The following is a 24,435-nucleotide window of genomic DNA, read 5'->3' on the forward strand; positions in this document are numbered from 1 at the left end:
CTACGGTCAGAACGGGGCGGGGGCCTCGCCGTCCTCCGGTCCCTGCATGGCGGCGGCGAGCCTGGCGCGCGCTCCCTCGAGCCACTCCTCGCAGACGGCGGCGAGCTTCTCGCCGCGCTCCCACAGGGCGAGGGACTCCTCCAGCGTCAGCCCGCCGGCCTCCAGGCGCTTGACGACGTCGGTCAGCTCGTCGCGGGCCTGCTCGTACGAGGGCTTGCGCCCGGTCGCGTTCTCTTCTGCCACTTTCCCTACCCTAGGGCTCTTCGCGGCCGGAGACGGTGGCGGTGAGGCGGCCGCCGGACAGCCGGACATGCAGGCGCTCGCCGTCCTCGACGTCCGCCGGGGCGCGCACGACCGACTCGTCCTCGCGCTGGACGATCGCGTAGCCGCGGTCGAGCGTCGCGGCGGGGGAGAGGGCGAGCAGGCGGGCGCGGGTGTGCGACAGCTCGTCCCCGGCCCGGTCCAGGGCGGACGACACGCACCGGCGGGCCCGCTCGCGCAGCGCCAGGACCTGCTCGGACTGCCGTTCGATCTCCCGGACGGGGTCGGCGAGGGCGGGCCGCGACCGGACGTTCTTCAGCCAGTGCAGCTCGCGTTCGACCGCGCCCGCGAGGCAGCGCCGGCCGCGGTCGCGCAGCTGCCGGACGAGCTGGAGCTGCTCGCGGACGTCCGGGACGGTCTTCTTCGCCGCGTCGGTCGGGGTGGAGGCGCGGACGTCGGCGACGAGGTCGAGGATCGGGCTGTCCTGCTCGTGCCCGATCGCGCTGACGACGGGGGTGCGGGCGGCGGCGACCGCGCGGACGAGCGCCTCGTCGGAGAACGGCAGCAGGTCCTCCATGGCGCCGCCGCCGCGCGCGATGACGATGACCTCGATCTCGGGATCGGCGTCCAGCTTCCGCAGCGCCTCCATGACCTCGCCGACCGCGTAGGAGCCCTGGACGGCGGTGTTCTCGACGCGGAACGCGACGGCGGGCCAGCGGCGGCGCGCGTTCTGCAGGACGTCGTGCTCGGCGTCGGAGTCGCGGCCGCAGATCAGGCCGATCTTGCCGGGCAGGAACGGCAGCGGCCGCTTGCGCTCGGGCCGGAACAGGCCCTCGGCGGCGAGCACCTGCTTGAGCCGCTCCAGCCGGGCGAGCAGCTCGCCGACGCCGACCGGGCGGACCTCGATGGCGCTGAGCGAGAACGTCCCGCGGTTGATCCAGAAGTCGGGCTTGGCGTGCACGACGACGCGGGCGCCGTCGGTGACGGCGGGCCCGGCGGCCTCGAACACCCCGCGCGGCCCGACGACCCGGACGGACATGTTCGCGACGGGGTCGCGCAGCGTCATGTAGACGGTGCCGCCGCGCGCGTTGAGGTCGGTGATCTGGCCCTCGACCCAGATCCGGCCGAGGCGGCCGATCCAGCCGCCGACCGCCTGCAGGACGGTCCGCACCGGCACGGGGGACTCGGCCGTGGTCTCCATCGCCATGCCCGAAGCCTACGGGCGCCGAAGGGGCGGACGGCGTGTGACGGACGAGACATGCCGGGCCGCGCCAATGCTCAGCCACACAACTTAGACTGACTAAGTAATCCCGAGGAGAGCAACCGTGACCGTTCCCGAGAGCGCGCTGGCCGAGCAGCTCAACAGCAGCCTGCGGCACATCGTCCTGATGCTGCGCCGGGTCAGTGCCGACCAGGCGATCACCAGCCAGCAGCTGTCGGTGCTCGGCTCGCTCGAGCACGGTCCGTGCCGCATGACCGAACTGGCCGCCGAGCACGGCGTCCGGCTCCCCACCATGACCGCGCAGATCAACCGGCTGGAACGGGACGGCCTGGTGGAGCGCGGCCGGGACGGCTCGGACGCCCGCGTCGTCACCGCCGCCCTCACCGCGGCCGGCCGCGAGCGGCTGGCCGCCGGGCGCGCGCAGCGCATCGGCTTCCTGACCGAGCGGTTCGCGGCGCTGACGGACGAGGAGCGCGCGGCGGTCGCCGCCGCGCTGCCCGCCCTCGACAAGCTCTTCACCGCTCCCTGACAGCCCTCGCGGCATCGGTGATTCTGCGGCGGCGCTCCTCCGGGAGTGCCGCCGCACCGGTGTCAGCGCCCCGGTTCCGGCGCCGCGAACGGGCGGTTGGCGGCCGCCCAGCGCGTCGCCGGGGCGAGCGCGACCGCCGCCGCCAGGAACACCGCGCCGAAGACGACCCAGCCGGCCATGCCGTGGCGCAGCGCCGTCTGCGTGACCGCGAGCGGGCGTGGACGACCGGATCACCTGGACGCCGGGGCTCGTCCGGCTCGCCGTCCCCTCCGGGCTCGCGCCCGAACGCGCCGTCGACGTCGCCGGGCGCGGGCTCGTCCTCGTCCCGTACCCGCGCGGGGCGGTCCGTCCTCTACATGCGCAGCCCGCTGGGCGACCGGCTCCGCTGAACCCGTCCGGACACGCGACGAGGCCCGCCCGGCACGCGGCCGGACGGGCCTCGGCACACGCGCCACCGGCTCAGTTGAGCCCGTTGAGCTTGGCGATCCGGTTCTCGTACATCCTGATCACTTCGGGGCGGGCGGCGTGCTTGCGCTCGTACTCGCGCAGCAGCTTCACCTGGTCCGCCGACAGCCCGCGCAGCCGCGCGCGCAGCTGCGGCAGCGTGGCCTCGTCGTAGTTCGGCACCGGCAGGCCCTCCGCCGCCCGCTCGGCCTCCGCCGGCGCGGCCGGCCTCAGCTCGGGCTTCGCGTCGAACGGGCCCTCCTCCGCGGCCCTGTCCGCGCGGGACGCGGGGGTCGGGTCCGCCTCCGGGACCGGGTTCGGAGCGGGCTCCGCCTGCGGCTCCGGCTCCGGACGCGGCTCGGCGGCCTTCGGCTCCGGCGCCGGCTTCGCCACCGGCGCGTCGTCCCGGACGGGCTCCGGCGCGGGCTTCGCGGCCGGCTTGCCGACGGAGATCTCCCCGTCGGCGGCGCGGCGCTGCGCCGTGCGGACCGTCCCGCGCTCCGCCGCCGGCCGGGCCGGCCGGGTGCGGGTCCGCGGCCGCGGCTCCGGCTCCTCTTCCCCGCCGCGGACCGTCTCCACGACCTTCCCGACGACCTTCTCCGCGGTGTGCCGGACGTCGTCGCGCAGCCGGCCGATCACCGGGCCGACCCCGTCGCCCTCGGTGATCTCCTTGTAGTCGCGGCTCACCCGGTCGCCGAGCAGCAGCGCCCGGCCCACACCGAACATGGCCAGCCGGACGGCGTGCAGCGGGAGATCGCGGACCTGCTCGCCCACCGCGTCCTGGACCTGCTGCTTGAGGCGGCGCGGCGATCTCGTCATGGTCATCCTCTTCCTGCCGTCCTGATCACGCGCATGCGGCAATGGTCTCCTTCTGTCTCACTCTGCCCCATGGGTGCGAGCAGGGTCACCCCGGGTTCATCGAAACCTCTCCAAAAGCCGCGTGGAGTGGGTCACACAGCGGGCTTCACCAGAGCTTTACCGCTTCCCGCGCCGGTCTCCCGCCGCCCGGCGCGCCGTGTCCCGCCCTGCGCGACGCCCGCGGGGCGGCTCGTACGATGGAGGCATGACCGCCAACAGCCAGCGCCGTGTCCTGCTCGCCAAGCCGCGTGGTTACTGCGCGGGCGTCGACCGCGCCGTCCAGACGGTCGAGATCGCCCTGGAGAAGTACGGAGCGCCGATCTACGTCCGCAAGCAGATCGTGCACAACGTCCACGTCGTCAAGACGCTGGAGGAGCGCGGCGCGATCTTCGTGGACGAGACCGAGGAGGTCCCCGAGGGCGCCATCGTGGTGTTCTCCGCGCACGGCGTCGCGCCCGCCGTCCACGACGAGGCCCGCGGGCTGAACCTGCGCACCATCGACGCCACGTGCCCGCTGGTCACCAAGGTCCACAAGGAGGCCGTCCGGTTCGCCGCGCAGGACTACGACATCCTGCTGATCGGCCACGAGGGCCACGAGGAGGTCATCGGCACCACCGGCGAGGCGCCCGACCACGTCCACCTCGTCGACGGCCCCGACGACGTCGCGAACATCACCGTCCGCGACCCGGAGAAGGTCGCCTGGCTGTCGCAGACCACCCTGTCGGTGGACGAGACGATCGCCACCGTCGAGAAGCTCCGCGAGCGGTTCCCCAAGCTCACCGACCCGCCGTCCGACGACATCTGCTACGCCACCCAGAACCGGCAGACCGCCGTCAAGGAGATGGCCGCGCAGGCGCAGCTCGTCATCGTGGTCGGCTCCACGAACTCCTCCAACTCCGTCCGGCTCGTCGAGGTCGCCAAGGAGCACGGCGCCGACGACGCCTACCTCGTCGACTACGCCGAGCAGATCGACCCGGCCTGGCTGGAGGGCGTCGACGTCGTCGGCGTCACCAGCGGCGCGTCCGTCCCGGACGAGCTCGTCCAGGGCGTCCTCGCGTGGCTGGCCGAGCGCGGCTACGGCGATGCCGAGGAGATCGAGTCGGTGCAGGAGAAGATGCGCTTCGCGCTGCCGAAGGAACTCCGCAAGGACCTGCGCGTCACGCCCGTCTAACCCGGCCCTCCGCTGCGCTCCGGGCGTCGCTCAGTCGAGTCATTGTGGGGAGGTCCCCACGCCCCCGAGAGGGTCGACTGAGCGCCGCCCTCCACTCCGCTGGCGCTCCGCTCCGGGCGACCTTCAGTCGACTTCGCCGTGGTGCAGGCGGCGCTCGGCGGTCGTGGTGGGGGACTCGTCCCAGCGGACGGGGTTCTCGTTGTCCTCCTTCTCGAACAACCGCACCCCGACCAGCTTGCCGCGCAGCTCCCGCACGTTCGCCGGCAGCCCGCGGACCATCGTGATCACCAGCACCAGCAGCGTGCCGAAGAACAGCCACGGCGCCGTCGCCGCCAGCGAGGTCAGCAGCCCGACCGTGAGCGCGCGCACCAGCGAGCCGTGGCCCAGCGCGTCCGCGATCTCCGCGAGGACGGTCGCGAAGAAGAACACCAGCGGCGGGCTCACCGCGATCGTCAGCAGGTCGGCCTGGCGGGTGGCGAACGCGGCGAGCGCGCAGGCGATCGCGAAGCCCGCCCCGGCGAGCAGCCCGACGCCGAGCCACCGCGACAGCAGCGCGCACACCAGGGCCGCGCCGAACATGACCACGACGCCGCCGCGGCCGGTCAGGGTGACGGCGCCCGACCCGGGCGCGGAGTGCGACCGCGGCGAGGAGCCGGCGCGCCGACGTCCCACTGGACCCCCTGAGGGCGGCGAGGCGCCGCCCGGCGCGTCGCGTGCCGTCGATGAGCTCATGGCCACCTCTCTCGCCGATCATCCTGATCAGGGATGGCCCGTCCGCCGAAACCTACCGGTTCCGACGCGGCATCAGGCCGGGGCCGCTCGTCGTCGCCGGAGGCACCGCGACCGGAGAGCCCCCGGTCGTTGGGACGGTCCTCGTGCGCCGTGAGTTCGGCCGCGGACAGAGCGCGCGGGCTCTCCTCCACCGGCTGAGGCCCGTCCAGGGACTCGTCCATGACGCCCAGCTCGTTCAGCTTGCGGGCCGTGACCAGCACCCGCGTCTCCAGGGATCCCACCGTCCGGTTGTAGGACTTGATGGCGCCGGTGAGGGCGCGGCCCAGCTCGTCCACGTGCTGGCCCATGGTGCCGAGCCGCTCGTACAGCTCCTTGCCCAGCTCGAACACGGCCCGGGCGTTGCGCGACAGCGCGGCCTGCTGCCACGCGTACGACGCCGTCCGCAGCATCGTGATCAGCGTGGTGGGCGTCGCGATGTGGACGCGGCGCCGCATCGCGTACTCCAGCAGGCCGGGGTCGCGGTCCAGCGCGGGCGCGAGGAACGCCTCGCCGGGGATGAACAGCACGACGAACTCCGGCGCCGGGCTGAACGCCTGCCAGTACGCCTTCGCGGCGAGCCGGTCGACGTGGTCGCGCAGGTGCCGGGCGTGCGCGTCCAGCCGGACGGGGTCGCCGGTCTCGGCGGCCTGCAGGTACGCGGCGAGCGACACCTTCGAGTCGACCACGATGCTCTTGCCGCCGGCCAGCCGAACGACCATGTCCGGCCGGACCGTCCCGTTCACGGTGGCCGAGCTCGCCTGCTCGTCGAAGTCGCAGTGGTGCGCCATCCCGGCCAGCTCCACGACCCGCCGCAGCTGCAGCTCGCCCCACCGGCCGCGCGCCTCCGGCCGCTGCAGCGCCCGGACGAGCCCCTGCGTCTCCCGGCGCAGCTGGTCGGAGCTCTGCCGGACGAAGTCGACCTGCTTGGCGAGCATCGCGTGCGACTCGCGGCGGCCCGTCTCGACCTCGCGGAGCTGCTCCTCGACCTTCGCGAGGGTGTCCTTCAAGGGCGCGACCAGGTGCTCGACGGCCTGCTGGCGGCGCTGCAGCTCGCCCGCCGCCTCGACCCCCGCCGCCTTCAGCCGGGCGTCCGCGAGGTCGAGGAACCGCTGGTTGCTGGCGTCCAGCGCCTTGGCGGACAGGTTCTCGAAGTGCTCGGCCATCCGCTCCTCGGCGTAGGCGAGCTTCTCCTCCGCCGCCTTCGCCCGCGCGATCAGCGTGCCCTGCCGGCCCGTCGCCAGCGCGTACCCCGCGACGGCGCCGAAGACGGCGCCGACGAGCAGTCCGGCGAACAGCGCGAGGTCCATCGTTTCATCGTGACAGCGGACTCGCGAAGCGCGACCGCGACGCGCCGGAATGCCCGCCGGAACGGACAATCGGTTCGCTATTCCCCACTGCCGGGTTCGCCGCCGGACGGGGGGCGGCGGCGCGCCGGGGCCGCGCGGGCCGTCCGGGCAGCCCGGGGGGTCCGCGGGGTCCGTAAACTTGACGGCCGTGAGCCTCTCCATCGGAATCGTCGGGCTGCCCAACGTCGGCAAGTCCACCCTCTTCAACGCGCTGACCAAGAACGACGCGCTCGCCGCCAACTACCCGTTCGCGACCATCGAGCCCAACGTCGGCGTCGTCGGGGTGCCCGACCCCCGGCTCGGCGTGCTGGCCGAGCTGTTCGGCTCCCAGAAGACCATCCCGGCGACGATGGAGTTCGTCGACATCGCGGGCATCGTCAAGGGCGCCTCCGAGGGGCAGGGCCTCGGCAACAAGTTCCTCGCCAACATCCGCGAGACCAACGCGATCTGCCAGGTCATCCGCGCGTTCGAGGACCCCGACGTCACGCACGTGGACGGCGACGTCGCGCCGTCCCGCGACATCGAGACGATCAACACCGAGCTGATCCTCGCCGACCTGCAGACGATCGAGCGGGCGCTGCCGCGGCTCGACAAGGAGGCGCGGACGAAGAAGGACAAGGACAAGCTCGCCGTCGTCGACGCCGTCAACGCCGCGCAGAAGCTCCTCGACGACGGCATGACGCTGTTCGCGGGCGCCGAGAAGGCCGGCGTCGACCTCGCCCTGCTGCGCGAGCTGCACCTGCTCACCGCGAAGCCGTTCCTGTACGTGTTCAACCTCGACGAGGGCGAGCTGACCGACGAGGGGGTGCGCGGCCGGCTCCGCGACCTGGTGGCGCCCGCCGAGGCGATCTTCCTGGACGCCAAGATCGAGGCGGAGCTGATCGAGCTGCCCGACGAGGAGGCCCTGGAGCTGCTGCAGGGGATGGGCCAGGAGGAGTCGGGCCTGTCGCAGCTGGTGCGGATCGGGTTCGCGACGCTCGGCCTGCAGACGTACCTGACCGCCGGCCCCAAGGAGTCGCGCGCCTGGACGATCCGCAAGGGCGCGACCGCGCCGGAGGCCGCCGGGGTCATCCACACCGACTTCCAGCGCGGCTTCATCAAGGCCGAGATCGTCTCCTTCGACGACCTCACCGCGGCCGGTTCGATGGCCGCCGCCCGCACCGCGGGCAAGGTGCGGATGGAGGGCAAGGACTACGTGATGCAGGACGGCGACGTCGTCGAGTTCCGGTTCAACGTCTGAGCCGTCCGAAGGCTCTGGTGCCGGGCCCCACCCGTCGGGTGGGGCCCGGTGTGCGCCCGGGGCTTGTGTGATTTGCGATACAGGTGTTGCATGTGGGGCCATGCTCCGACAGCCCCGCCTGTTCTGTGTCGATATGTCGCATAGTCGACACTTTGCCGGATTCTTTCGGGAACAGATTGCGGTCGGAACGGTCACCCGGTAACCAACCAACTGCCGAGTCGCGCCGCTTGCCGGAAACCTGGTCAGGCGCACCGTTCGGAGCCTTGGATAGGGGATCGTCACCGTTTGGCAATCTTCCCCGTTCCTGTTGAGCTGGATTGCATTATCCGCAACCGCGTGCCGGGGGTGTGCTTCGCCGCGATGCGCTGGAACAATTGACGCTCGTGGTTACGCTGGGCCCGGGGTGGGGTTCGGAAAGGACCACCGCGACAGGACCCAGGCAACAGAGCGCGCCGACCGGGGGCGAGGCGCGAGCGGAGGCAGGATGGCTCGCAGGTCGGCCGTAGGACGCGGCCGTGACACGGCCGTGGTCGAGGAGACGGCGGCGCCCGCGGCGCTCGCCGCGTCCGCCGACCCGTGGGACGCGCCCGCGCCCGAGCGGCGCCGCGGCCGCTCCGGCGGATCCGGCGGCGGCTCCCGCGGCGGCGGCCGCTGGGGCGGCTCCGGCGGCCGCTGGTGGGTGTGGGTCGGCCGCGCCGTGCTGTGGGCCCTCATCCTCGTCATCCTCGTCAATGGCATCCGCGCCCCGTTCGAACGCTTCACCGCCGACGACGGCGACTCCGCCGGCACCGGCGCCACCGCGAAACCCGAAAAGGGCGCCGGATTCCCCAGCAGCGCCGCCGGCGCCTTCGCGCTCCAGTTCGCCAACGTCTACCTGAACTACGACCAGAAGAACGCGCCGGGCCGCGAGGCCCAATTGCGCACCTTCCTGCCCGACGGCGCCGACGCGCAATTCGGCTGGAACGGCGTCGGCACATTGCAGGTCCAGTCCGTCCAGGTCGCCGGAGTCGACGCCCGCGACGCGCACAACGGCACCGTCACCGTGCTCGCTCGCACCGCCGACAAGTGGCTCCGCCTTTCCGTCCCGGTCTACGCCGCCAACGGCGGCGCGCTCGTCGTCTCCGGACGGCCCGCGCTGCTCCCCCCGCCCACCAAGGCCGCGCTTCCCCAGGGCGGCGTCCAGGACCGCGACACCGCCCTGGAGAACGAGCTCCAGCCGTTCCTCGGTACGTTCTTCCAGGCGTACGCGTCCGGCGACCAGGCCGCCCTGTCGCGCTTCAGCGACGGGACGCCCATCGCCGGTCTCGCCGGCTCCGTCAGCTACGTGCAGGTCAAGGAGGTCGTCGCGGCGAAGGGCGCCGCCGACGAGCGCACCGTCACCGCGACCGTCGGCTGGCAGCTGCCCGGCGGCGCGGGCGCCGGCGGCGGCGGCGAACTCGACCAGGCCTACGAGCTCACCGTGGTGAAGAAGGGGACGACCTGGTACGTCAGAGACATCCGCGGCACCACGGAGCCGAACGCATCATGACCGCAACCCCCACGACATCCGCCGTCCCAGAGAGGTGATCAGTCGATGCTGCACCACATCATGGCGTCGATTCCGCACGAGGTCTGGGCGGAACCGCAAAAGAGCGACGAACTCGACACCGGCAATCTCGCCGACTGGCTGCGCAACATCTTCGGCCCGCTGTTCCTCGTCATCGTCTCCATCGTGGCGATCTTCTTTCTGTTCACCCGGGAGATCACGCGTTTCGTCCAATTCATCGTGCTGGCGATAGGCATCGGAGTGGTCTTCTACGTGCCGAACATCATCGAGACGACGGCCCGCGCGATCGCCAAGGCCCTCGGGGTGGACGCCACCTGACCACGCGGAGATCGGCAGGCGGCACCGTGCTCGCGCAGTTAGGGGAGTAGGGGCGTGGATCTACCCACGTACACGAACATATGGCGCATCGAGAAGCGGCTGTACAAGCTGTACGACCTGCGGCTTCCGATGCCGCTGCCGCTGGTCCAGATCGGTGTGTTCCTCGGCGTGTTCGTGCCCTGGATCCTGCTGCTGAGGTTCGCGGGGATCCCGTTCAAGTCGCCCTGGCACGTCCTGTACATCGTCCCGCCCGGCGTGCTGACCTGGCTCGCGACCCGGCCCGTCATCGAGGGCAAGCGGCTCACCGAGCTGCTCCTCTCCCAGACCCGCTACCTGGCCGAACCCCGCACGTGGTGCCGCCTCACCCCGATCCGCGAGCCCCGCGAGGTCGTCGTCGTCGCCCGCGTCTGGCGCCGTGCCGAGGCCCCCGCCCCGGTCGCCGCGCCCGAGCGCGCCGCGATCAAGTCCCGCCGCCGCGCCCGCAAGGCCGCCGCCGAACCCGCGCCCGCCGCGGCCGCCGCCGCTCCGGTCGTTCCCGCGGCCGTCCCCGCGGCGGCGTCCGTGCTTTCGGGCCCGGCCCTCGCCGACCAGCCCGTCCCGCTCGCGGACTACGCCGCCCAGTACGACGTCCCGGCTCCGGCGGCCCCCGCCGACGCCGTCCCCGTCGCCCCCGCGGGCCCCGCGCCCAAGCCCTGGCGGCGCACCGACCGCGACATCTCCCACGAGGACGACGTCCAGCCGGAGCCGCACATCGACGAGCTCGAACATGCTCCGGCGACGCCCCGCCTGGAGGTCCCCGCGGCCGGTTCCGGCAAGCGCGGCCTCGCGTCCGGCGTCCGCCGCCCCGGAGCGTCCGCCGAGATGTGGCCCGCCGTCCCCCCGGCGACCCGCCCGGACATCCCCCAGCAGGCCCCCGCCGCCCCCGCCTCCTTCGGCAGGCCTGCCCCCTTCACCAAGGCCGAGACCCCCGCCCCGCCCCCGGCACCCGCCCAGACGTCCGGCCCCCGCCTCGTGCCCCTGCCCTTCGGCGCCGACGCTCCGACCCCCCACGACGCACAGGACTCGGGGCGCGCGGAGGAGACCCCGGGGCCCGCCGAACGCCCGGCCGCAGCGCAGCAGGCCCGGCCCGCCGACGAGGCCGAGACGGCAAACCCCGCACCGGAGACCGCCGGCGACGCTCCGGCGGAACGCGACGGCGCTGCCGAGCGCCAGGCCGAGGCCGCCGCGCAGGAGGTCTCTCCCGAGACCGAGGCTGAAACGGTCGGTTCGTCCGCCGACCGTCCCGCGCCCGAGACCGCCGTGCGGCCCGCCGAGCCTTCGGCGCCCGCACCGGAGCCGGTCGCCCCGGCAGGCGGCGACGGTTCCGGCGAGCGTCCGGCCGAGGCCGCTGAGCAGGAGGCGCGGCGCGACGGCGAAGCGGAGACCGCCGCGAACGCGCCCGGACGTGACGACCCCGCCGAGCCCCGGACCGAGGTGCCCGCCGCCGAGCCGGTGCGCGGGCGCCGCCGCAAGGGCGCCGAGACGTTCGGCGGCGAGCCCGGCGACAAGAAGGTCGCCGGGTGGAGGTCGGCGCCGCGGAGGCCCGCCGCGCCGCCGACGCCACGGCCCGCTCCTCAGCGGCCGGCTCCGCAGCAGCCCGCGCCTCGGCCGCAGGTTCCGCAGCAGCCCGCGGCTCAGCAGCAGATTCCCCAGCAGCCCGCGGCGCAGGCACCGACGCAGCCGGACCTGCCGCGGCAGATCCCGCAGCGCGACGGGCCCGCCCAGCCGCCAGTGCAGCAGCCGCCGGCGCAGCCGCCGGTGGTGCGGCCGCCGGCGCCGACCCGGCCGGACATCCCGATGCAGGGCCGCCCGGCCGCGCCCGCGGCGTTCGGCGGCCCGCGGACCGGGCCCGGCGAGGAGAACGAGTGGCGGCCCGCCAGGCAGGAGCGGGACGCCGCGCCGCCGCGCCTGGAGGCGCCGCGGCCGTGGTCGAAGGGGCTGTCGAAGCCGCTGCGTCCGGCGACCACCGACAACGTGCAGTGGCCGCCCGTCCCGGAGCCGGGACGGGCGGCGGAGGCGTACTCGGAACTGCCGCCGCAGGGCGTCCCGATCCAGCCGCCCCCTCAGCCGCCGCAGCCGCAGCCGCAGCAGGTGCCGGAGCCGGCGGAGGAGGCGCCGCCGCGGGAGGTGCGCTCCCAGCCGCAGTCGCCGGTCCGGCCGAGGCCGCTGCCGCCGCCCCCGGCGCCGCCCGCGCACGGGCCCGCGATCACGCCGCCGGGCCCGGAGCACGAGGTCACGACCGGCGGGCTGCGCCGGCTCATCCAGGCCGTCGGCGGCGGGCACGGCGAGGTCGACGCCGAGTACCAGCAGCGGCTGCAGCAGCCGTTCCACGGGACCCGGCACGTCGTCGTGCTCGGCTGCACCGGCGGCGCTGGGCAGACCGTCACCGCGCTGATGCTCGGGCACACGTTCGCGCAGCACAACGGCGAACCCGTCGTCGCGATCGACGTCAACCCGGGCCCGGGCGCGCTCGCGCGGCGGACGCGCAGCGAGACCAACGAGACGCTGACCTCGCTCATCACGCGCGCCGACCAGGTCGGCAGCCTCACCGCGATGCGCCGCTACACCTCGCAGGCCAAGTCGGGGCTCGACGTCATCGCGGCCGGGAAGAACCCGCTGCAGGCGCTCGACGACCGCGACTACGCGCTCGCGATCCGCACGATCGACAAGTTCTACTCGGTGACGCTGCTGGACACCGCGGCGGCGATCGTCGCGCGCGTCCTGCCGTACGCCGACCAGATCGTGCTGGTCGCGCCCGCCAGCGCCGACGCGCCGCGCGCGGTGGCGATGACGTTCGAGTGGCTGGACGGGCACGGGTACGAGGAGTTGCGGTCCCGCGCCGTCACCGTCATCAACGGGGTGTCCCGCCGCAGCATGGACGACGTCGAGCAGGCGGAGGCGGTCGCCCGGGGGCGTTGCCGTGCCCTCGTGCGGATCCCGTGGGACGATCACCTCAGCATGGACCGCGCGCCCCGCAACGAGCTCAAGTCGTTGCGCGCGCCGACGCGCCGTGCCTATCTTGCCCTCGCCGGTGTGGTCGCCGGCGGGTTCACCGTCGTGCCCGAGCGTTACCAGGAGCTTCAGCAGGAGCAGGAGGCCACCCGATGAGCGCCCCTCGCGGGCACCGAGCCGGCCGGACGGGCGTGAGCGTGGCGGGCGCGCCTGTCGCCCGTGTCCGCCCGGACCGTGAACACTCTCCCCGCCAGCCCTTCGCAGCCGCACGCCGATCGGGAGAATCATTGGTCAGGACCAGGGTCGGGAGGACGGCATGAGCAAGGCCAGCCGGCTGGCCGTGCGGTACTTCGACGACCGCGTGCTGCTCACCGACGGCGCCGCCTGGGCGTACTTCCGGCTGCCCACGGTGTCCTACGAGTTCACCACCGGCGAGGAGCGGGAGGCGCTCGCCACCAACATCACGATCGCGCTCGCCGGGATCCGGATGCAGGACGCCGAGGTGCACCTGCGGATCGCGCACCGGACGTACCCGGCGGCCGAGTGGGCGCTCGCGCTGGACAGGACGTCCGACGGCGGCGCCGGGTGGCGGGAGTACCTCGAGGAGACCTACGCGCACGTGTGGGCGAAGGACTTCTGGACCAAGGAGGTCTACCTCGGGGTGCGGCTCGGCCCGCGCGGGATGGGCGCGCAACTGTCCGGCGGGGTGGTGTCGCAGCTCCTCGGGTTCTACAAGCGCAGCGAGAAGGTCCTCGGCGTCAACGACGACGCGATCGACAAGCGCGAGATCGGCCGCTGGACGGACCAGGCCGAACGGATCGGCCGGGCCCTCGGCGGCTCCGCCCTGTACGCGCGGCACGCGACGGCCACCGAGGTGGCGTGGCTGTTCCAGCACGCGGTGACGGGGTCGCTCGCCGATCCGCCGCCGTCGGCGGTGCCGCGCCGGACCTGGGGCAAGGGCGAGATCGAGTCGCTGGTGGAGGGCGCCATCCACAACGGCCGCTCCTACCTGCGGATCGAGCAGCCGAACTTCACCGGCGCGGGCGGCGGCGCGACGGCCGCCTCGTACGTCGCGTACCTGTCGTTCGCCCGGTTCCCCGACATGATGCCGTTCCCCGACGGCGAGCCGTGGTTCCACTACGCCGACGCGCTGCCGTTCCCCGTCGAGATCAGCGCGCGGATGAAGCTGATCCCGCCGGCGAAGGCGTCCAAGGACGTCTCGCGCAAGCTCGCGCACGCCCGCGACATGGACCAGCACATCCGGGAGGCGGGCGCGGAGGCGCCGATCGCGCTCGCCGAGCAGATCGACGCCGCGCGGATGCTGGAGCACGGCATCACCAAGGAGCGCCTCCCGTTCGTGTACGGGTGGCACCGGCTGATCGTGTCCGCGCCCACCGAGGACCTGCTCGCCCAGCGGGTCGACGCGGTCGTCGAGCACTACCGCGACATCGGCATCGACGTCGTCAACTCCACCGGCGACCAGTTCTCGCTGTTCCTGGAGTCGCTGCCCGGCGACCAGATCCGGCTGAACGCCTACGCGCAGCGGCAGCCGCTGCGCACCATCGCCGGCGGGATGCCCGTCGCGACCGTCGACCTCGGCGACCGCACCGACGAGAACGACGAGGGCTGGATCGGCCCCTACATCGGCGAGACGCTCGGCCGGGCCCGGTCGATCGTCCACTTCGACCCGCTCGTCGCCGCCGCCCGCAACCGGCCGACCGCCGTCGCGATCACCGGCGAGCCCGGCGGTGGCAAGACCACGCTCGCGCTGCTGCTCATCTACCAGATGGCGCTGCGCGGCGTCACGATCGCGGCGATCGACCCGAAGGGCGACGCCGAGTCGCTGGTCGAACTGCTCAAGGCGCGCGGACGCAAGGCGCGGATCCTGCCGCTCGGGTCCGCCGCGCCCGGCCTGCTCGACCCGTTCTCGTTCGGCGACGACCTCGCCACCAAGAAGACCATGGCGACCGAGACGCTCCGGCTGCTGCTGCCGCGGATGTCGGAGGAGCGCGAGTCGGCGATGATCCAGGCGGTCGGCGCCGTCGCGAACGCCGAGCAGCCGTCCCTCGGCCGCGTCGTCGACCACCTGGAGCAGGCCTCCGACCCCGCGTCCAAGAACCTCGGCGCGGTGCTGCGGTCGATGTCGGAGATGCACCTCGCCCGGCTGTGCTTCGACCCGTCCGGCGGCGAGCGCATCGACACCGCCGGCTGGACGACCGTGTTCACCCTCGGCGGCCTCACCCTCCCCGACGTCGCGATCTCCCGCGAGGACTACTCCTACGAGCAGCGCCTGTCCGTCGCGCTGATGTACCTGGTGTCGCAGTTCGCGCGGCGGCTGATGCACGGCATCGACCGGCGGCTGCCGAAGGCGATCTTCCTGGACGAGGCGTGGGCGATCACGTCCACGCCCGAGGGCGCCAAGCTGGTGCCCGAGGTGTCGAGGATGGGGCGGTCCCGCAACACCGCGCTGATCCTCGTCTCCCAGAACGCGGGCGACCTGCTGAACGAGCAGGTCACCAACTGCCTGTCGTCGGTGTTCTCCTTCCGGTCGACCGAACGGGTCGAGGTGGGCAACGTGATGTCGCTGCTCGGTGTCGAATCGTCCGACGAGCACAAGGCCGTGCTGCGCAACCTCGGCAACGGCGAGTGCATCTTCCGCGACCTCGACGGGCGGGCCGGCCGGATCGGCGTCGACCTCATCTCCGAGGAGCTGCGGAGATGGCTGGACACCAACCCCACCCGGTCCCATCCGGGCCGTTCCGAACTCACCGCAGCGGGGGCCGAGGTCGAGGAGGTCATCCGATGAGGGGTCCCCGCGTCCGGACCGAGCGCCTGCAGCGCTCGCCCGGCGAACGCCTCGACCTGCGCCGCCCCCGCCCCCGCCGGCGGCAGGGACGCCGCGCGGCGCTGCTGGTCGCGCTACTGGCCGCGATCTTCATGGTCGGGCTGTCGCCGATGGCCAGCGCCGGCCCGTTCGGGTCCGATCCGTGCAAGCCGGCCGACAATCCGGCGCCGGAGGCGTACGGGTCGGGGACGGACGACCTGATCAAGCCGCCCGGGTACCCGGACGCGAAGCTGCGCAAGACGCCGGGCGACCAGCTGACCTACTACGACCGGTACGGCACGGCGGGGCAGACCTGGTACGCGGTCGACATGGGCTGCTCGGACGCGATGGCGATGATGGGCAACGCGATCGCGAACACGACGTTCACGCTGGTCCGGGCCATCGACCGGACGACGATCAGCATCTACCAGGCGGCGGCGTCGGAGTCGCTGCTCGGCTGGCTGAAGAGCACCGTCGACGGCGTGATCAGCGGCATGGGCAAGACGTTCAACGCGCGCTACTGGTCGTGGGTGGTCATCCTCGGTGCGATGTGGCTGGCCTGGTGGGGGCTGGTCCGGCGGCGGGCGAGCAAGGTCACCGAGGGCGTGGTGTGGATGGTCGCCGCGATGGTGGCGCTGATCTGGCTGATCGCTCGGCCCGCGGACTTCACCACGCTGGGCACGAAGGTGTCGTCGGCGACGAGCGCGGCGTTCAACGCGGCGCTGCCGCAGAGCGACACGAAGGGCGGCAGATGCATCCCGCCGCCGGACGGCAAGCCGGACCCGATGGCGTCGGCGAACCTGGACGCGACGACCCGCAACGCGAACGGGCTGTGGGTGGCGCTGGTCTGCAAGCCGTGGCTGCAGGGCGAGTTCGGCACCACCGACCCGAACGCGAAGATCGTCAAGCAGAACGCGGACAAGCTGCTGTCGTCGCAGGCGGTGGACCTGCCGGAGACGTACGGCACCGAGAAGCCCGATCTCGGGCAGAAGGCGGACGACTACAAGAGCGTCGCCAAGACGATCAAGGACGACTATCCCGGGACGTACTCGCTGTTCCAGGGCAAGAGCTGGCAGAACCGGCTGGCGGTGGCGTTCGGCGGGCTGTTCGCGGCGCTGGTCGCCGGGCTGCTGATCATGGTGATCGCGATCGCGCTGATCGTGGTGAAGATCGCGTTCCTGCTGCTGCTGGTGGCGGGGCCGATCTTCCTCGGGATCGGGATCCATCCGGGGATCGGCCGGGTGATCGCGGTCCGCTGGCTGGAGCTGCTGCTGTCGATGCTGCTGAAGCAGGCGGCGCTGATCGGCGTGCTGGCGCTGCTGCTGTGGGCCTACGGGCTGATCCTCGGCGAGACGCTGCCGTGGGGCCTGCAGATCCTGCTGATCGCGCTGGTGACGTTCGCGGCGTTCATCTACCGCAAGCCGTTCCAGCACCTGTTCTCGGCGGTCGGCTACTCGGCGGTCGGGTCGCGGGAGAAGAGCGAGGCGCACCTGGACAAGTCGGTCGCGGAGGCGCGCAAGAACACGGCGGCCCTGGCGGGCGCCGTGGTGCCGGGCGCGGCCGGGTACCGGCTGGGTCGCTGGGCGGGCAAGCGGGACGCGGCGGCGGACGCGGCCGGGGCGGGCGCCCTGGCGGACGCGGCGGCCGGCGCGGGCGCCGCGGCGGCCGACCGGCGGGCGGGGATCACCACGGCCGGGGCCGGGGACGGTCCGTCGCCCGAGGAGGCGCCGGTGCTCGCCGCGAAGCCGCGGACCGGCGGCGTCACCGCGGGGCCGGGACGGTCCCGGCGCGGCGCGCCCCCGCTGAACCTGCCGTCGCGGACGGCGAAGGTCGTCGACGCGCAGGCCGCCAAGGGCGGTTCGGCGGGCGGCGGTGCGGGGGCCGGTGCGGGCGCGGTCGCCGCGCGGCCGGGCGGGGTCTCGGGCGGGCGCGCGGGCGGCGGAGGCGCGGTGTCCGGCGGCGCGAAGCCGTCCGGTGGTGCCGGCTCCGGGACCGGTACGCCGCGTCCGACGTCCTGGGCCGGACGCGGTGGAGGCGGCGGAGTGACCGGCGGCGGTAGCGGCGGCTCCGGCGGGTCGTCCGGTGGCGGCTCCAACGGTGGCTCCAACGGCGGCTCGGGAGGCAACGGGTCCGGCGGCGGAGGCGGCGGCTGGTTCTCCGGCGGCGGGCGTTCGTCCGGCTCCACCGAGCGCGGCCGCGGCCGTGCGGGCGGCGGTTCCGGTGGCTCCGGGGGCGGCGCTCCGGCACGCGGTTCCGGCGGCTCCGGCGGTTCCCGTGGGGCGGGCGGCGGCCCGGCGTCGAACGTCCCCAGGCCACGGGCCGGCGCGGGCGGCGGCGACGCCGCGCCGTCGAACGGCGCTCCGGGCGGGCGGCAGTCGCCGCCGCCGCTGTGGGGCCGCCGCGGCTCGGAGGAGGGCCCGCCGATCCCGTTCTGGCTGCGTCCGGTCGAGCCCCGCCAGGGCGAGTCCGACCGGGACGAGTGATGAACCTGAACGACCGCCAGCGCAAGCTCCTGTTCGCGGGGCTCGTGGTGGTGCTCGCCGCCGTCGGCGTCTACCTGACGCTGGCGGCGCCGGAGCACGACCAGGACAAGGCGGACGCGCGCCCGAGCGCGACGGTGACGGCGGGCCCGAGCGCCCCGGCGTCGCCGCCGCCGGGGATCCACAGCACCGTCGACCCGAAGAACTTCGACATCTACCGGCTGCTGCCGTTCTCGCAGCAGGACTTCGCGACGGCCGCCGACCTCGCGCAGCGGTTCGTCGCGGCGTACGGGACGTACCGCTACGACGAGGACCCGACCGCCTACATCGGCCGGATGTCCGGCCTGGTCACCGATGACCTGCACGGCCGGCTGGAGGCGGACGCGTCGGCGCCGGGGATCCAGGACCAGCGCCGCAAGGAGCAGGTCGTCGCGCAGAGCACCGCGTCGCTCGACCAGGTCCGCACCGTCGAGAACAACTCGATCATCTTCCTCGTGACCGGCAAGCAGCAGCTCACCAAGAACGGGACGGCGAGCAGCGACAGCAAGCAGTACGCGGTGACCGTGTCCCGCGACGGCGGCTCGCTGAAGGTGTACGCGTTCGCGGCCGCCGACGCGGGCCAGTCGGGGGACACCGGATGACCCCGAAACGGGTGCTGGCGGCGTGCGCGCTCGCCGCCGCGGCCGCGCTGTTCGTCGCGCTGATCTTCGTGCCGATCCTGTTCGGCGCGAGCCAGTTCATGTTCGGCGGCAGCGTGAACGGCGGCTGCGTCGACACCTCCGGGGCGGGCGCGCAGCCGGCGGAGGCGGGCGATGCGCGGTCGATCCCGGCGAACTACCTCGACCTGTACAAGAAGGCCGGCAAGGACTACGGCATCCCGTGGAACGTCCTCGCGGGCATCGGCGAGGTCGAGACGGGGCACGGCACGTCCAACGCGCAGGGCGTGCACAGCGGCGAGAACTACGCGGGCGCGGGCGGGCCGATGCAGTTCCTCGCCGCGACGTTCAAGTCGTTCGCGGTGGACGGGAACAAGGACGGCAAGAAGGACCGCTACGACCCGGCCGACGCGATCCCGACCGCCGCCGCCTACCTCAAGCACAACGGCGCCCCGCAGCGGATGAAGACCGCGATCTTCCAGTACAACCACTCGTGGGACTACGTGGACATGGTCCTGCAGTGGGCGAAGCGCTACGCCGGCGGCGACTTCGAGGTCGTGCAGTCCAACGGCGTCGACTGCCAGGACAACGAGCTGCCGGCGAACGCGAGCGAGCTGGTCCAGAAGATCATCGCGTTCGCGCTGGCGCAGCGCGGCAAGCCGTACGTGTTCGGCGCGACCGGCCCGGACGCATGGGACTGCTCCAGCCTGGTGCAGGCGGCGTACCGGGCGGCGGGGCTCGGCATCCCGCGCACCACGTTCGAGCAGTGGCCGTTCGGGCTGAAGATCGCCAAGGGCAAGGAGCAGCCCGGCGACCTGGTGTTCTTCAACTCCGGTCCGGGCACGTCACCGGACAATCCCGGCCATGTCGGGATGGTCATCGGCAAGGGCAAGATGATCGTGGCGAGCTGCTCGTCGTGCGTGCCCGCGATCGGTGTGAAGACCTACAAGCGGCCCGACTGGGTGGGCGTGACGCGCCCGCTGGCCAGCCCGAAGCTCAAGGACAAGGTCGCGCAGCTGGCCGCGCAGCAGCAGCCGGGCGGCTGACCCCGCCGACCGCACTGGACGCCCCGGCGGCCGGCCGGGGCGTCCAGTGCGGGACTGGCGGGGGTCAGCAGCCGAAGTCGATGTCGTAGAACGTGCTGTAGTGGTCGGGCGTCCAGTACATCCCGTCGTGGCCGAGGTCGTCGGACGTGATGATGCGGCGGGCGCCGCGCGTCGAGCTGCCCGGCGTCTTCACGGTGTACTCGTGGTAGTAGCCCTGCGGTTCCTGCGGCAGGAGGCCCTCGCGGTTCTGGAAGACGGTGCCGTCCTGCGGGTACGGGAACGGGCCGCCCTGGTCGATGAGGGCGATGGTGTCGTCGGCCTGCGAGGGGAGCGTCGATTCGCAGATGTCCGAGATGGCGGCGGTGGACGGGGCGAGAGCGGTGACGGTGGACGGAGCGGTGGCGGCGTGCGCCGCGGGCCCGGTGAGCCCTGCGACGAGCAGGGCGGCCGGGAGGAGCGCGCGGCGGAGCCGGTGGCGGGGGGGCGTCATGGAGCGAGTGTCGCCCGGACGGTTCGCCGCGTCACGGTCGATGCCGTCAATTCAGGGGAAGTTGCCGAGCGCGTCACCGGTGATTCGGCACCGATCGGGGGATTGGTCACCGGAAGCGCCGCTTGCCGATCACCAGCAGGACGTCCCGCAGCGCGTCGGCGGCGCCGCGGACCGCCTCGGCCGGAACCCCGGCCATCACCTCCCTGTGCGCGCGCCCCGAGGCCTCCAATCCCAGCGCCGTGACCCGTAGGCCCTCCGCCGTGAGCTGGACGAACCTGCTGCGGGCGTCGCCGGTGTTGGCCTCCCGCTCGACGTAGCCGGCCTTCTGCAGCCGCTGCAGCACGTTGCTCGTGCCGCCGGAGGTCAGGAACGCCGACCGGGTCAGCTCGCTCGGCCGCAGCCGGTACGGCTCGCCGGCCCGGTTCAGGGCCGTCAGCACCTCGAACTCGGCGTAGGTGAGCCCGAGCTCGGCCAGCTCCCCGCGCAGCGCCTGCTGGACGAGCGCCCCGATCCGCGCGGCGCGCTTGCTGACCTCCAGCATCGCCATGACGTCCTCGTCGAGGCCGTCCCGCCGCCAGGCCGCGGCCAGCTCGTCCACCTCGTCACGGCGTCCGCCGTCGTCATCGCCCACAAGCCGAGGATACCGTTCGCCGTATTGCTTTCTTAAAAGCTTCTCTTTAAGCTTTGCGGCATGACATCGCTTCTCCTCCGCAACGGCACGGTCATCGACACGGCGCCCGCGCCCACCGTCCTCGGGCGCGCCGACGTCCTCGTCGAGGACGGCCGCATCGCCGCCGTCGGCCCCGACCTCGCCCCGCCCGCGAACGCCGAAATCCTGGACGCGGCGGGCCGCATCGTGCTGCCCGGCTTCGTCGACACTCACCGGCACACCTGGCAGACCGCGATCCGCGCGACCCTGCCCGACAGCACGCTGCCCGCCTACCTGCAGCGCGTCCTCGGCGAGCTGGCGCCCCGCCACCAGCCCGACGACGTGTACACCGCGACCCTCGCCGGCGCGCTGGAATGCCTCGACTCCGGCATCACGACCGTCGTCGACTGGACGCACATCATGTTCAGCCCCGACCACACCGACGCCGACATCGCCGCGCTCCGCGCGTCCGGGATCCGCGCCGTGTTCGGCTACTGCTACGGCGGCGGCGACGACCTCGCCGCCCTCGCCGCCGAGACGGCCCGCGTCCGCCGCGCGTACTTCGACGCGCCGCCCGAGGCGATCTCGATGTGGATGGCCGCGCTCGGCCCGGAGATCGCCGGCGAGGAGCGCGCGCTCGCCGAATGGCGGCTCGCCCGCGACCTCGACCTGCCGGTCACCGTCCACGCGGGCGGCCACGGCGCCGGGAACGCCGCGCGCGGCCTGGCGTTCCTCGAGGACAACGGCCTGATCGGCCATCCCGCCATGTACGTGCACGCCAACTTCTACACCGGCGAGGACTTCAAGAAGATCGCCGCCAACGGCGGCACCGTCTCCGCCACCCCGGCGGTCGAGGCGGCGCTCGGCATCGGCGACCCGGCCACCGGCCGCTCGCACGCCGCCGGCGTCCCCACCGGCCTCGGCTCCGACGCCGTCACCAGCGGGCCCGGCGACATGTTCGGCGTCATGCGCGCCGCGTACTTCCTCGAACGCGCCCGCCCGGACGGCGCCGGCACCTGGTTCACCACCGCCGAGGCCCTGCGCGCCGCGACCCTCGGCGGCGCCGAGACGGCCGGGCTCGCCGGCGTCACCGGGTCCCTCACGCCCGGCAAGCAGGCCGACCTGATCGTCCTGCGGACGGACACCCTCGGCATGGCGGCCGCGCACGACCCGATCGCGGCCGTGGTCCTGTCCGCCGAGACCCGGCACGTCGACACCGTCCTCGTCGGCGGGCGCGTGCTGAAGCGCGGCGGAGTGCTGCAAGGCCACGACGTCCCGGCCCTGCTCGGCACGCTGGACGCGGCGGCGGCCCGCATCACCGCCGAATAATCGGGAGGGGATCGTCGGGGGCGCGTGGCATGCTGGCGGCGTGGAGCCCGAGATACGCGTTCGCATCGCCGAGGACCTGCTGATGTTCCTGCCCGCCGCCCGCCGCGGACCGGTGAGCCGGGCGCCGTGGGACGGCACGTCCACGCTCGGCCACATCGTCGAGTCGCTCGGAGTCCCGCTCCCCGAGGTCGGCCGGATGACCGTCCGCGGCGAGCCCGCCGAACCGTCCGCCCGCCCCGCGGCCGGCGACGAGGTGCGGGTGGAGCCCGTGACGCGGCCCCAGCCCGTCCCGCTGGACCCGGGCCAGGACGCGCCCCGCTTCCTCCTCGACGTCCACCTGGGCACGCTCGCGCGCCGGATGCGGCTGCTCGGCCTCGACACCGCCTACCACAACGACATGGACGACCCGGCGCTGGTCGTCCAGGCGAACGCCGAGCGCCGCGTCCTGCTCACCCAGGACCGCGGCCTGCTGCGCCGCCGCGCGCTCTGGTTCGGCGCCTACGTCCGCGGCTCCCGGCCCGACGGCCAGCTCCGCGACCTGCTGGACCGCTTCGCGCCCGTGCTCAGCCCGTGGACGCGCTGCACCGCCTGCAACGGCCTCCTCGTGCCGGTCGGCAAGGAGGAGGTCGAGCGGGACCTCGAGGCGGGCACCCGCCGCAGCTACGACGTCTACGGCCGGTGCGCGGGCTGCGGTCAGGTGTACTGGCGCGGCGCGCACGGCGACCACCTTGAGAGGATCGTCGAGGAAGCGACCCGTCAGGTCGAGACGGCCCGCGCCGGAACCGCCCGGTCCCGGGCGGCCGTCTCAGACGGGTAGGAAGGGGCTGGTCACCATCGCCGATCTCGTCGTCGTGGGCGCCGCGATCATCAGGGAGGGGCGGCTGCTCGCCGCGCAGCGTGCCGAGCCGCCGCACATGGCGGGCGGCTGGGAGCTGCCCGGCGGCAAGGTGGACCCGGGCGAGTCCGACGAGGACGCCGTGGTCCGCGAGTGCCACGAGGAGCTCGCCGTCAAGATCCGCCCGCTCCGCCGCGTCGGCGGCGACTGGCGGCTGAGCGAGCGCGCCGTGCTGCGGGTCTGGACCGCCGAGATCGTCGAGGGCGAGCCGCAGGCCCTGGAGCACCTGGCCCTGCGCTGGCTGGCCCGCGACGACCTGTACGACGTCGGCTGGCTCCCCGGCGACCGTCCCGTGATCGCCGAACTGGAAGCCGACCTGCGCTGACGCCCCGCGCTAGGAGATCCGGTTCGCGCCGGCGTAGTCGGAACGGGTGGAGAGCTTGGAGATCTTCACCACGTCGCCGGTCTGGGGGGCCTGCAGGAACTTGCCGTCGCCGACGTAGATGCCCATGTGGTGCAGGTTGCTGCCGAAGTAGACCAGGTCGCCGGCGCGCAGCGAGGAGCGCGAGACCTTGGTGCCGAGCTGGTAGAGGTCGCCGGTGTAGTGCGGCAGGCCCGGCTTGCCGACCTGGGCGTAGGCCCAGACGACGAGGCCGGAGCAGTCGAACGAGCTCGGGCCGGCGGCCCCCCACACGTAGGGGCTGCCGAGCTTGGTGAGGGCCTTGCGGGCCATCTTCGCGGGCAGGTCCGAGCCCTTGATCGTGGCGGTGAGGCCCGACTTGGGGTCGGTGGTGTGGGTGGTGGTGAGCTTGTCGAGGCGCTTCATGACCTCGGTCACCTTGGCCTTGGCCGCCTTGCGGGCGGTCTGCACCTTGGCCTGCGCCTGCTTGACCTGCTCGGTGCGCTCCTGCGCGGCGCGCTGCGCGGCCTCGGCCTGGTCGACCTGCTTCTGCAGGGCGAGGACGGTGGTGGCCTGGTTCTGCTGGAGGTAGGCCGAGTCGGACAGGCTGTCGGCGCTGCCGCCGGAGCTGAAGATCGCGTCGGGCCCGCCGCTCATGTAGTTGGCGGCGGCGAGCTGCGCCAGCCGCTGGCGGGCGGGCTCGGTCTGCTGCAGCAGCCGCTGCGCGTACGCGGCGGCCGTTTTCTCGGCCTTCATGGCGTGGCCGAGGTCGACGCGGGTCTTGTTGTACTGCTCCGTGAGCGTCTCGGCCTCGTCGTTCAGCTCCTTCAGGCTCTGCTTCAGCCCCTTCTCCGTGGTGGGGAGGGGGCTGGGCGAGCCGGTGGCCGCGGGGGCGGCGGCGGGGCCGAAGGGGGTCGCGGCGTGCGCGGCGACGGGCGCGGTGGTGCCGAGGCCGATGATCAGCACTGCGGCGGTGGTCGCGGTCGGCGCGACGCGCCGCCGGGATCGGGGGTCCGGTGCCAAGCCGGT

At 73.5% G+C, this 24,435-nt stretch carries 21 protein-coding genes; 13 read left to right on the top strand and 8 right to left on the bottom strand.

What is annotated here, in order from left to right; genetic code table 11:
• Positions 1-6: 6 nt before the first annotated feature.
• Together F8568_RS49440 and xseA are read right to left on the bottom strand one after the other, a co-directional pair.
• Entirely contained in the window at positions 7-243 is a 237-nt protein-coding gene (locus F8568_RS49440; protein ID WP_328600792.1) for an exodeoxyribonuclease VII small subunit, read from the bottom strand.
• A gap of 10 nt (positions 244-253) precedes the next feature.
• A complete protein-coding gene (gene xseA, locus F8568_RS09250) occupies positions 254-1,468 on the bottom strand; it encodes an exodeoxyribonuclease VII large subunit (RefSeq protein WP_151593102.1) in 1,215 nt (404 codons plus the stop codon).
• Positions 1,469-1,586: 118 nt separating this feature from the next.
• On the opposite strand from xseA, the gene F8568_RS09255 reads away from it, so the two are divergent.
• Positions 1,587-2,012, top strand: coding sequence for a MarR family winged helix-turn-helix transcriptional regulator (locus F8568_RS09255; protein ID WP_328600793.1), 426 nt, complete (start codon positions 1,587-1,589; stop codon positions 2,010-2,012).
• Between the two features lie 459 nt (positions 2,013-2,471).
• Here F8568_RS09255 and F8568_RS09260 read toward each other — a convergent pair whose 3' ends face one another.
• Positions 2,472-3,275 (bottom strand): hypothetical protein, encoded by an 804-nt coding sequence (locus tag F8568_RS09260; RefSeq protein WP_160573553.1) that lies wholly within the window; start codon positions 3,273-3,275, stop codon positions 2,472-2,474.
• 244 nt (positions 3,276-3,519) lie between these two features.
• On the opposite strand from F8568_RS09260, the gene F8568_RS09265 reads away from it, so the two are divergent.
• A complete protein-coding gene (locus F8568_RS09265; protein WP_151593104.1) occupies positions 3,520-4,485 on the top strand; it encodes a 4-hydroxy-3-methylbut-2-enyl diphosphate reductase in 966 nt (321 codons plus the stop codon).
• Between the two features lie 123 nt (positions 4,486-4,608).
• Here F8568_RS09265 and F8568_RS09270 read toward each other — a convergent pair whose 3' ends face one another.
• Together F8568_RS09270 and F8568_RS09275 are read right to left on the bottom strand one after the other, a co-directional pair.
• Positions 4,609-5,157: a DUF6542 domain-containing protein gene (locus F8568_RS09270; RefSeq protein ID WP_328600794.1), complete on the bottom strand. Its 549-nt coding sequence runs from the start codon at positions 5,155-5,157 to the stop codon at positions 4,609-4,611.
• A 56-nt stretch (positions 5,158-5,213) separates the two neighbouring features.
• Positions 5,214-6,563 (bottom strand): DNA recombination protein RmuC, encoded by a 1,350-nt coding sequence (locus F8568_RS09275; protein WP_151593105.1) that lies wholly within the window; start codon positions 6,561-6,563, stop codon positions 5,214-5,216.
• A 187-nt stretch (positions 6,564-6,750) separates the two neighbouring features.
• Here F8568_RS09275 and ychF point away from each other — a divergent pair, with 187 nt between their 5' ends.
• The 8 genes from ychF (at position 6,751) to F8568_RS09315 (ending at position 19,703) form a co-directional block, all read left to right on the top strand.
• A complete protein-coding gene (gene ychF, locus F8568_RS09280; protein ID WP_151593106.1) occupies positions 6,751-7,842 on the top strand; it encodes a redox-regulated ATPase YchF in 1,092 nt (363 codons plus the stop codon).
• Between the two features lie 484 nt (positions 7,843-8,326).
• Positions 8,327-9,370 (top strand): conjugal transfer protein, encoded by a 1,044-nt coding sequence (locus F8568_RS09285; protein ID WP_151593107.1) that lies wholly within the window; start codon positions 8,327-8,329, stop codon positions 9,368-9,370.
• Positions 9,371-9,415: 45 nt separating this feature from the next.
• Positions 9,416-9,706: a hypothetical protein gene (locus F8568_RS09290; RefSeq protein ID WP_151593108.1), complete on the top strand. Its 291-nt coding sequence runs from the start codon at positions 9,416-9,418 to the stop codon at positions 9,704-9,706.
• Between the two features lie 54 nt (positions 9,707-9,760).
• Positions 9,761-12,853: a TcpE family conjugal transfer membrane protein gene (locus tag F8568_RS09295; RefSeq protein ID WP_151593109.1), complete on the top strand. Its 3,093-nt coding sequence runs from the start codon at positions 9,761-9,763 to the stop codon at positions 12,851-12,853.
• Between the two features lie 160 nt (positions 12,854-13,013).
• Positions 13,014-15,503, top strand: coding sequence for an ATP-binding protein (locus tag F8568_RS09300; protein ID WP_151593110.1), 2,490 nt, complete (start codon positions 13,014-13,016; stop codon positions 15,501-15,503).
• Positions 15,500-18,004: a type IV secretion system protein gene (locus F8568_RS09305; protein WP_151593111.1), complete on the top strand. Its 2,505-nt coding sequence runs from the start codon at positions 15,500-15,502 to the stop codon at positions 18,002-18,004. Before F8568_RS09300 ends, F8568_RS09305 begins: the two co-directional genes overlap by 4 nt.
• Positions 18,004-18,642 (top strand): hypothetical protein, encoded by a 639-nt coding sequence (locus F8568_RS09310; protein ID WP_151593112.1) that lies wholly within the window; start codon positions 18,004-18,006, stop codon positions 18,640-18,642. The genes F8568_RS09305 and F8568_RS09310 overlap by 1 nt, the downstream gene beginning before the upstream one ends.
• Entirely contained in the window at positions 18,639-19,703 is a 1,065-nt protein-coding gene (locus F8568_RS09315) for a bifunctional lytic transglycosylase/C40 family peptidase (protein WP_151593113.1), read from the top strand. Before F8568_RS09310 ends, F8568_RS09315 begins: the two co-directional genes overlap by 4 nt.
• 64 nt (positions 19,704-19,767) lie before the next feature.
• On the opposite strand, the gene F8568_RS09320 is transcribed toward F8568_RS09315, so the two are convergent.
• Complete coding sequence (locus tag F8568_RS09320) at positions 19,768-20,193, bottom strand: ribonuclease domain-containing protein (protein WP_151593114.1); 426 nt, start codon at positions 20,191-20,193, stop codon at positions 19,768-19,770.
• 106 nt (positions 20,194-20,299) lie between these two features.
• Positions 20,300-20,824, bottom strand: a complete 525-nt coding sequence (locus tag F8568_RS09325) for a MarR family winged helix-turn-helix transcriptional regulator (RefSeq protein ID WP_151593115.1) — start codon at positions 20,822-20,824, stop codon at positions 20,300-20,302.
• Positions 20,825-20,884: 60 nt separating this feature from the next.
• Between F8568_RS09325 and F8568_RS09330 the strand changes: the two genes are divergently transcribed.
• The 3 genes from F8568_RS09330 to F8568_RS09340 are packed head-to-tail and all read left to right on the top strand — an operon-like array spanning position 20,885 to position 23,391.
• On the top strand, positions 20,885-22,171 hold the full coding sequence (locus tag F8568_RS09330; protein WP_151593116.1) for an amidohydrolase family protein: 1,287 nt from the start codon (positions 20,885-20,887) through the stop codon (positions 22,169-22,171).
• Positions 22,172-22,211: 40 nt separating this feature from the next.
• Positions 22,212-22,988 carry a Mut7-C RNAse domain-containing protein gene (locus F8568_RS09335; RefSeq protein ID WP_328600795.1) on the top strand — a complete coding sequence of 259 codons (777 nt, stop codon included), beginning with the start codon at positions 22,212-22,214 and terminating at the stop codon, positions 22,986-22,988.
• A gap of 34 nt (positions 22,989-23,022) precedes the next feature.
• Positions 23,023-23,391, top strand: coding sequence for a (deoxy)nucleoside triphosphate pyrophosphohydrolase (locus F8568_RS09340; protein WP_328600796.1), 369 nt, complete (start codon positions 23,023-23,025; stop codon positions 23,389-23,391).
• Positions 23,392-23,400: 9 nt separating this feature from the next.
• Here the strand turns inward: F8568_RS09340 and F8568_RS09345 are convergent, their stop codons facing one another.
• The gene (locus tag F8568_RS09345) at positions 23,401-24,429 is read right to left on the bottom strand and encodes a C40 family peptidase (RefSeq protein ID WP_151593117.1); all 1,029 of its coding nucleotides are present in this window, start codon (positions 24,427-24,429) and stop codon (positions 23,401-23,403) included.
• Between the last annotated feature and the right edge of the window lie 6 nt (positions 24,430-24,435).

It is taken from the genome of Actinomadura physcomitrii (genome assembly GCF_008923205.2).
GTDB lineage: Bacteria > Actinomycetota > Actinomycetes > Streptosporangiales > Streptosporangiaceae > Spirillospora > Spirillospora physcomitrii.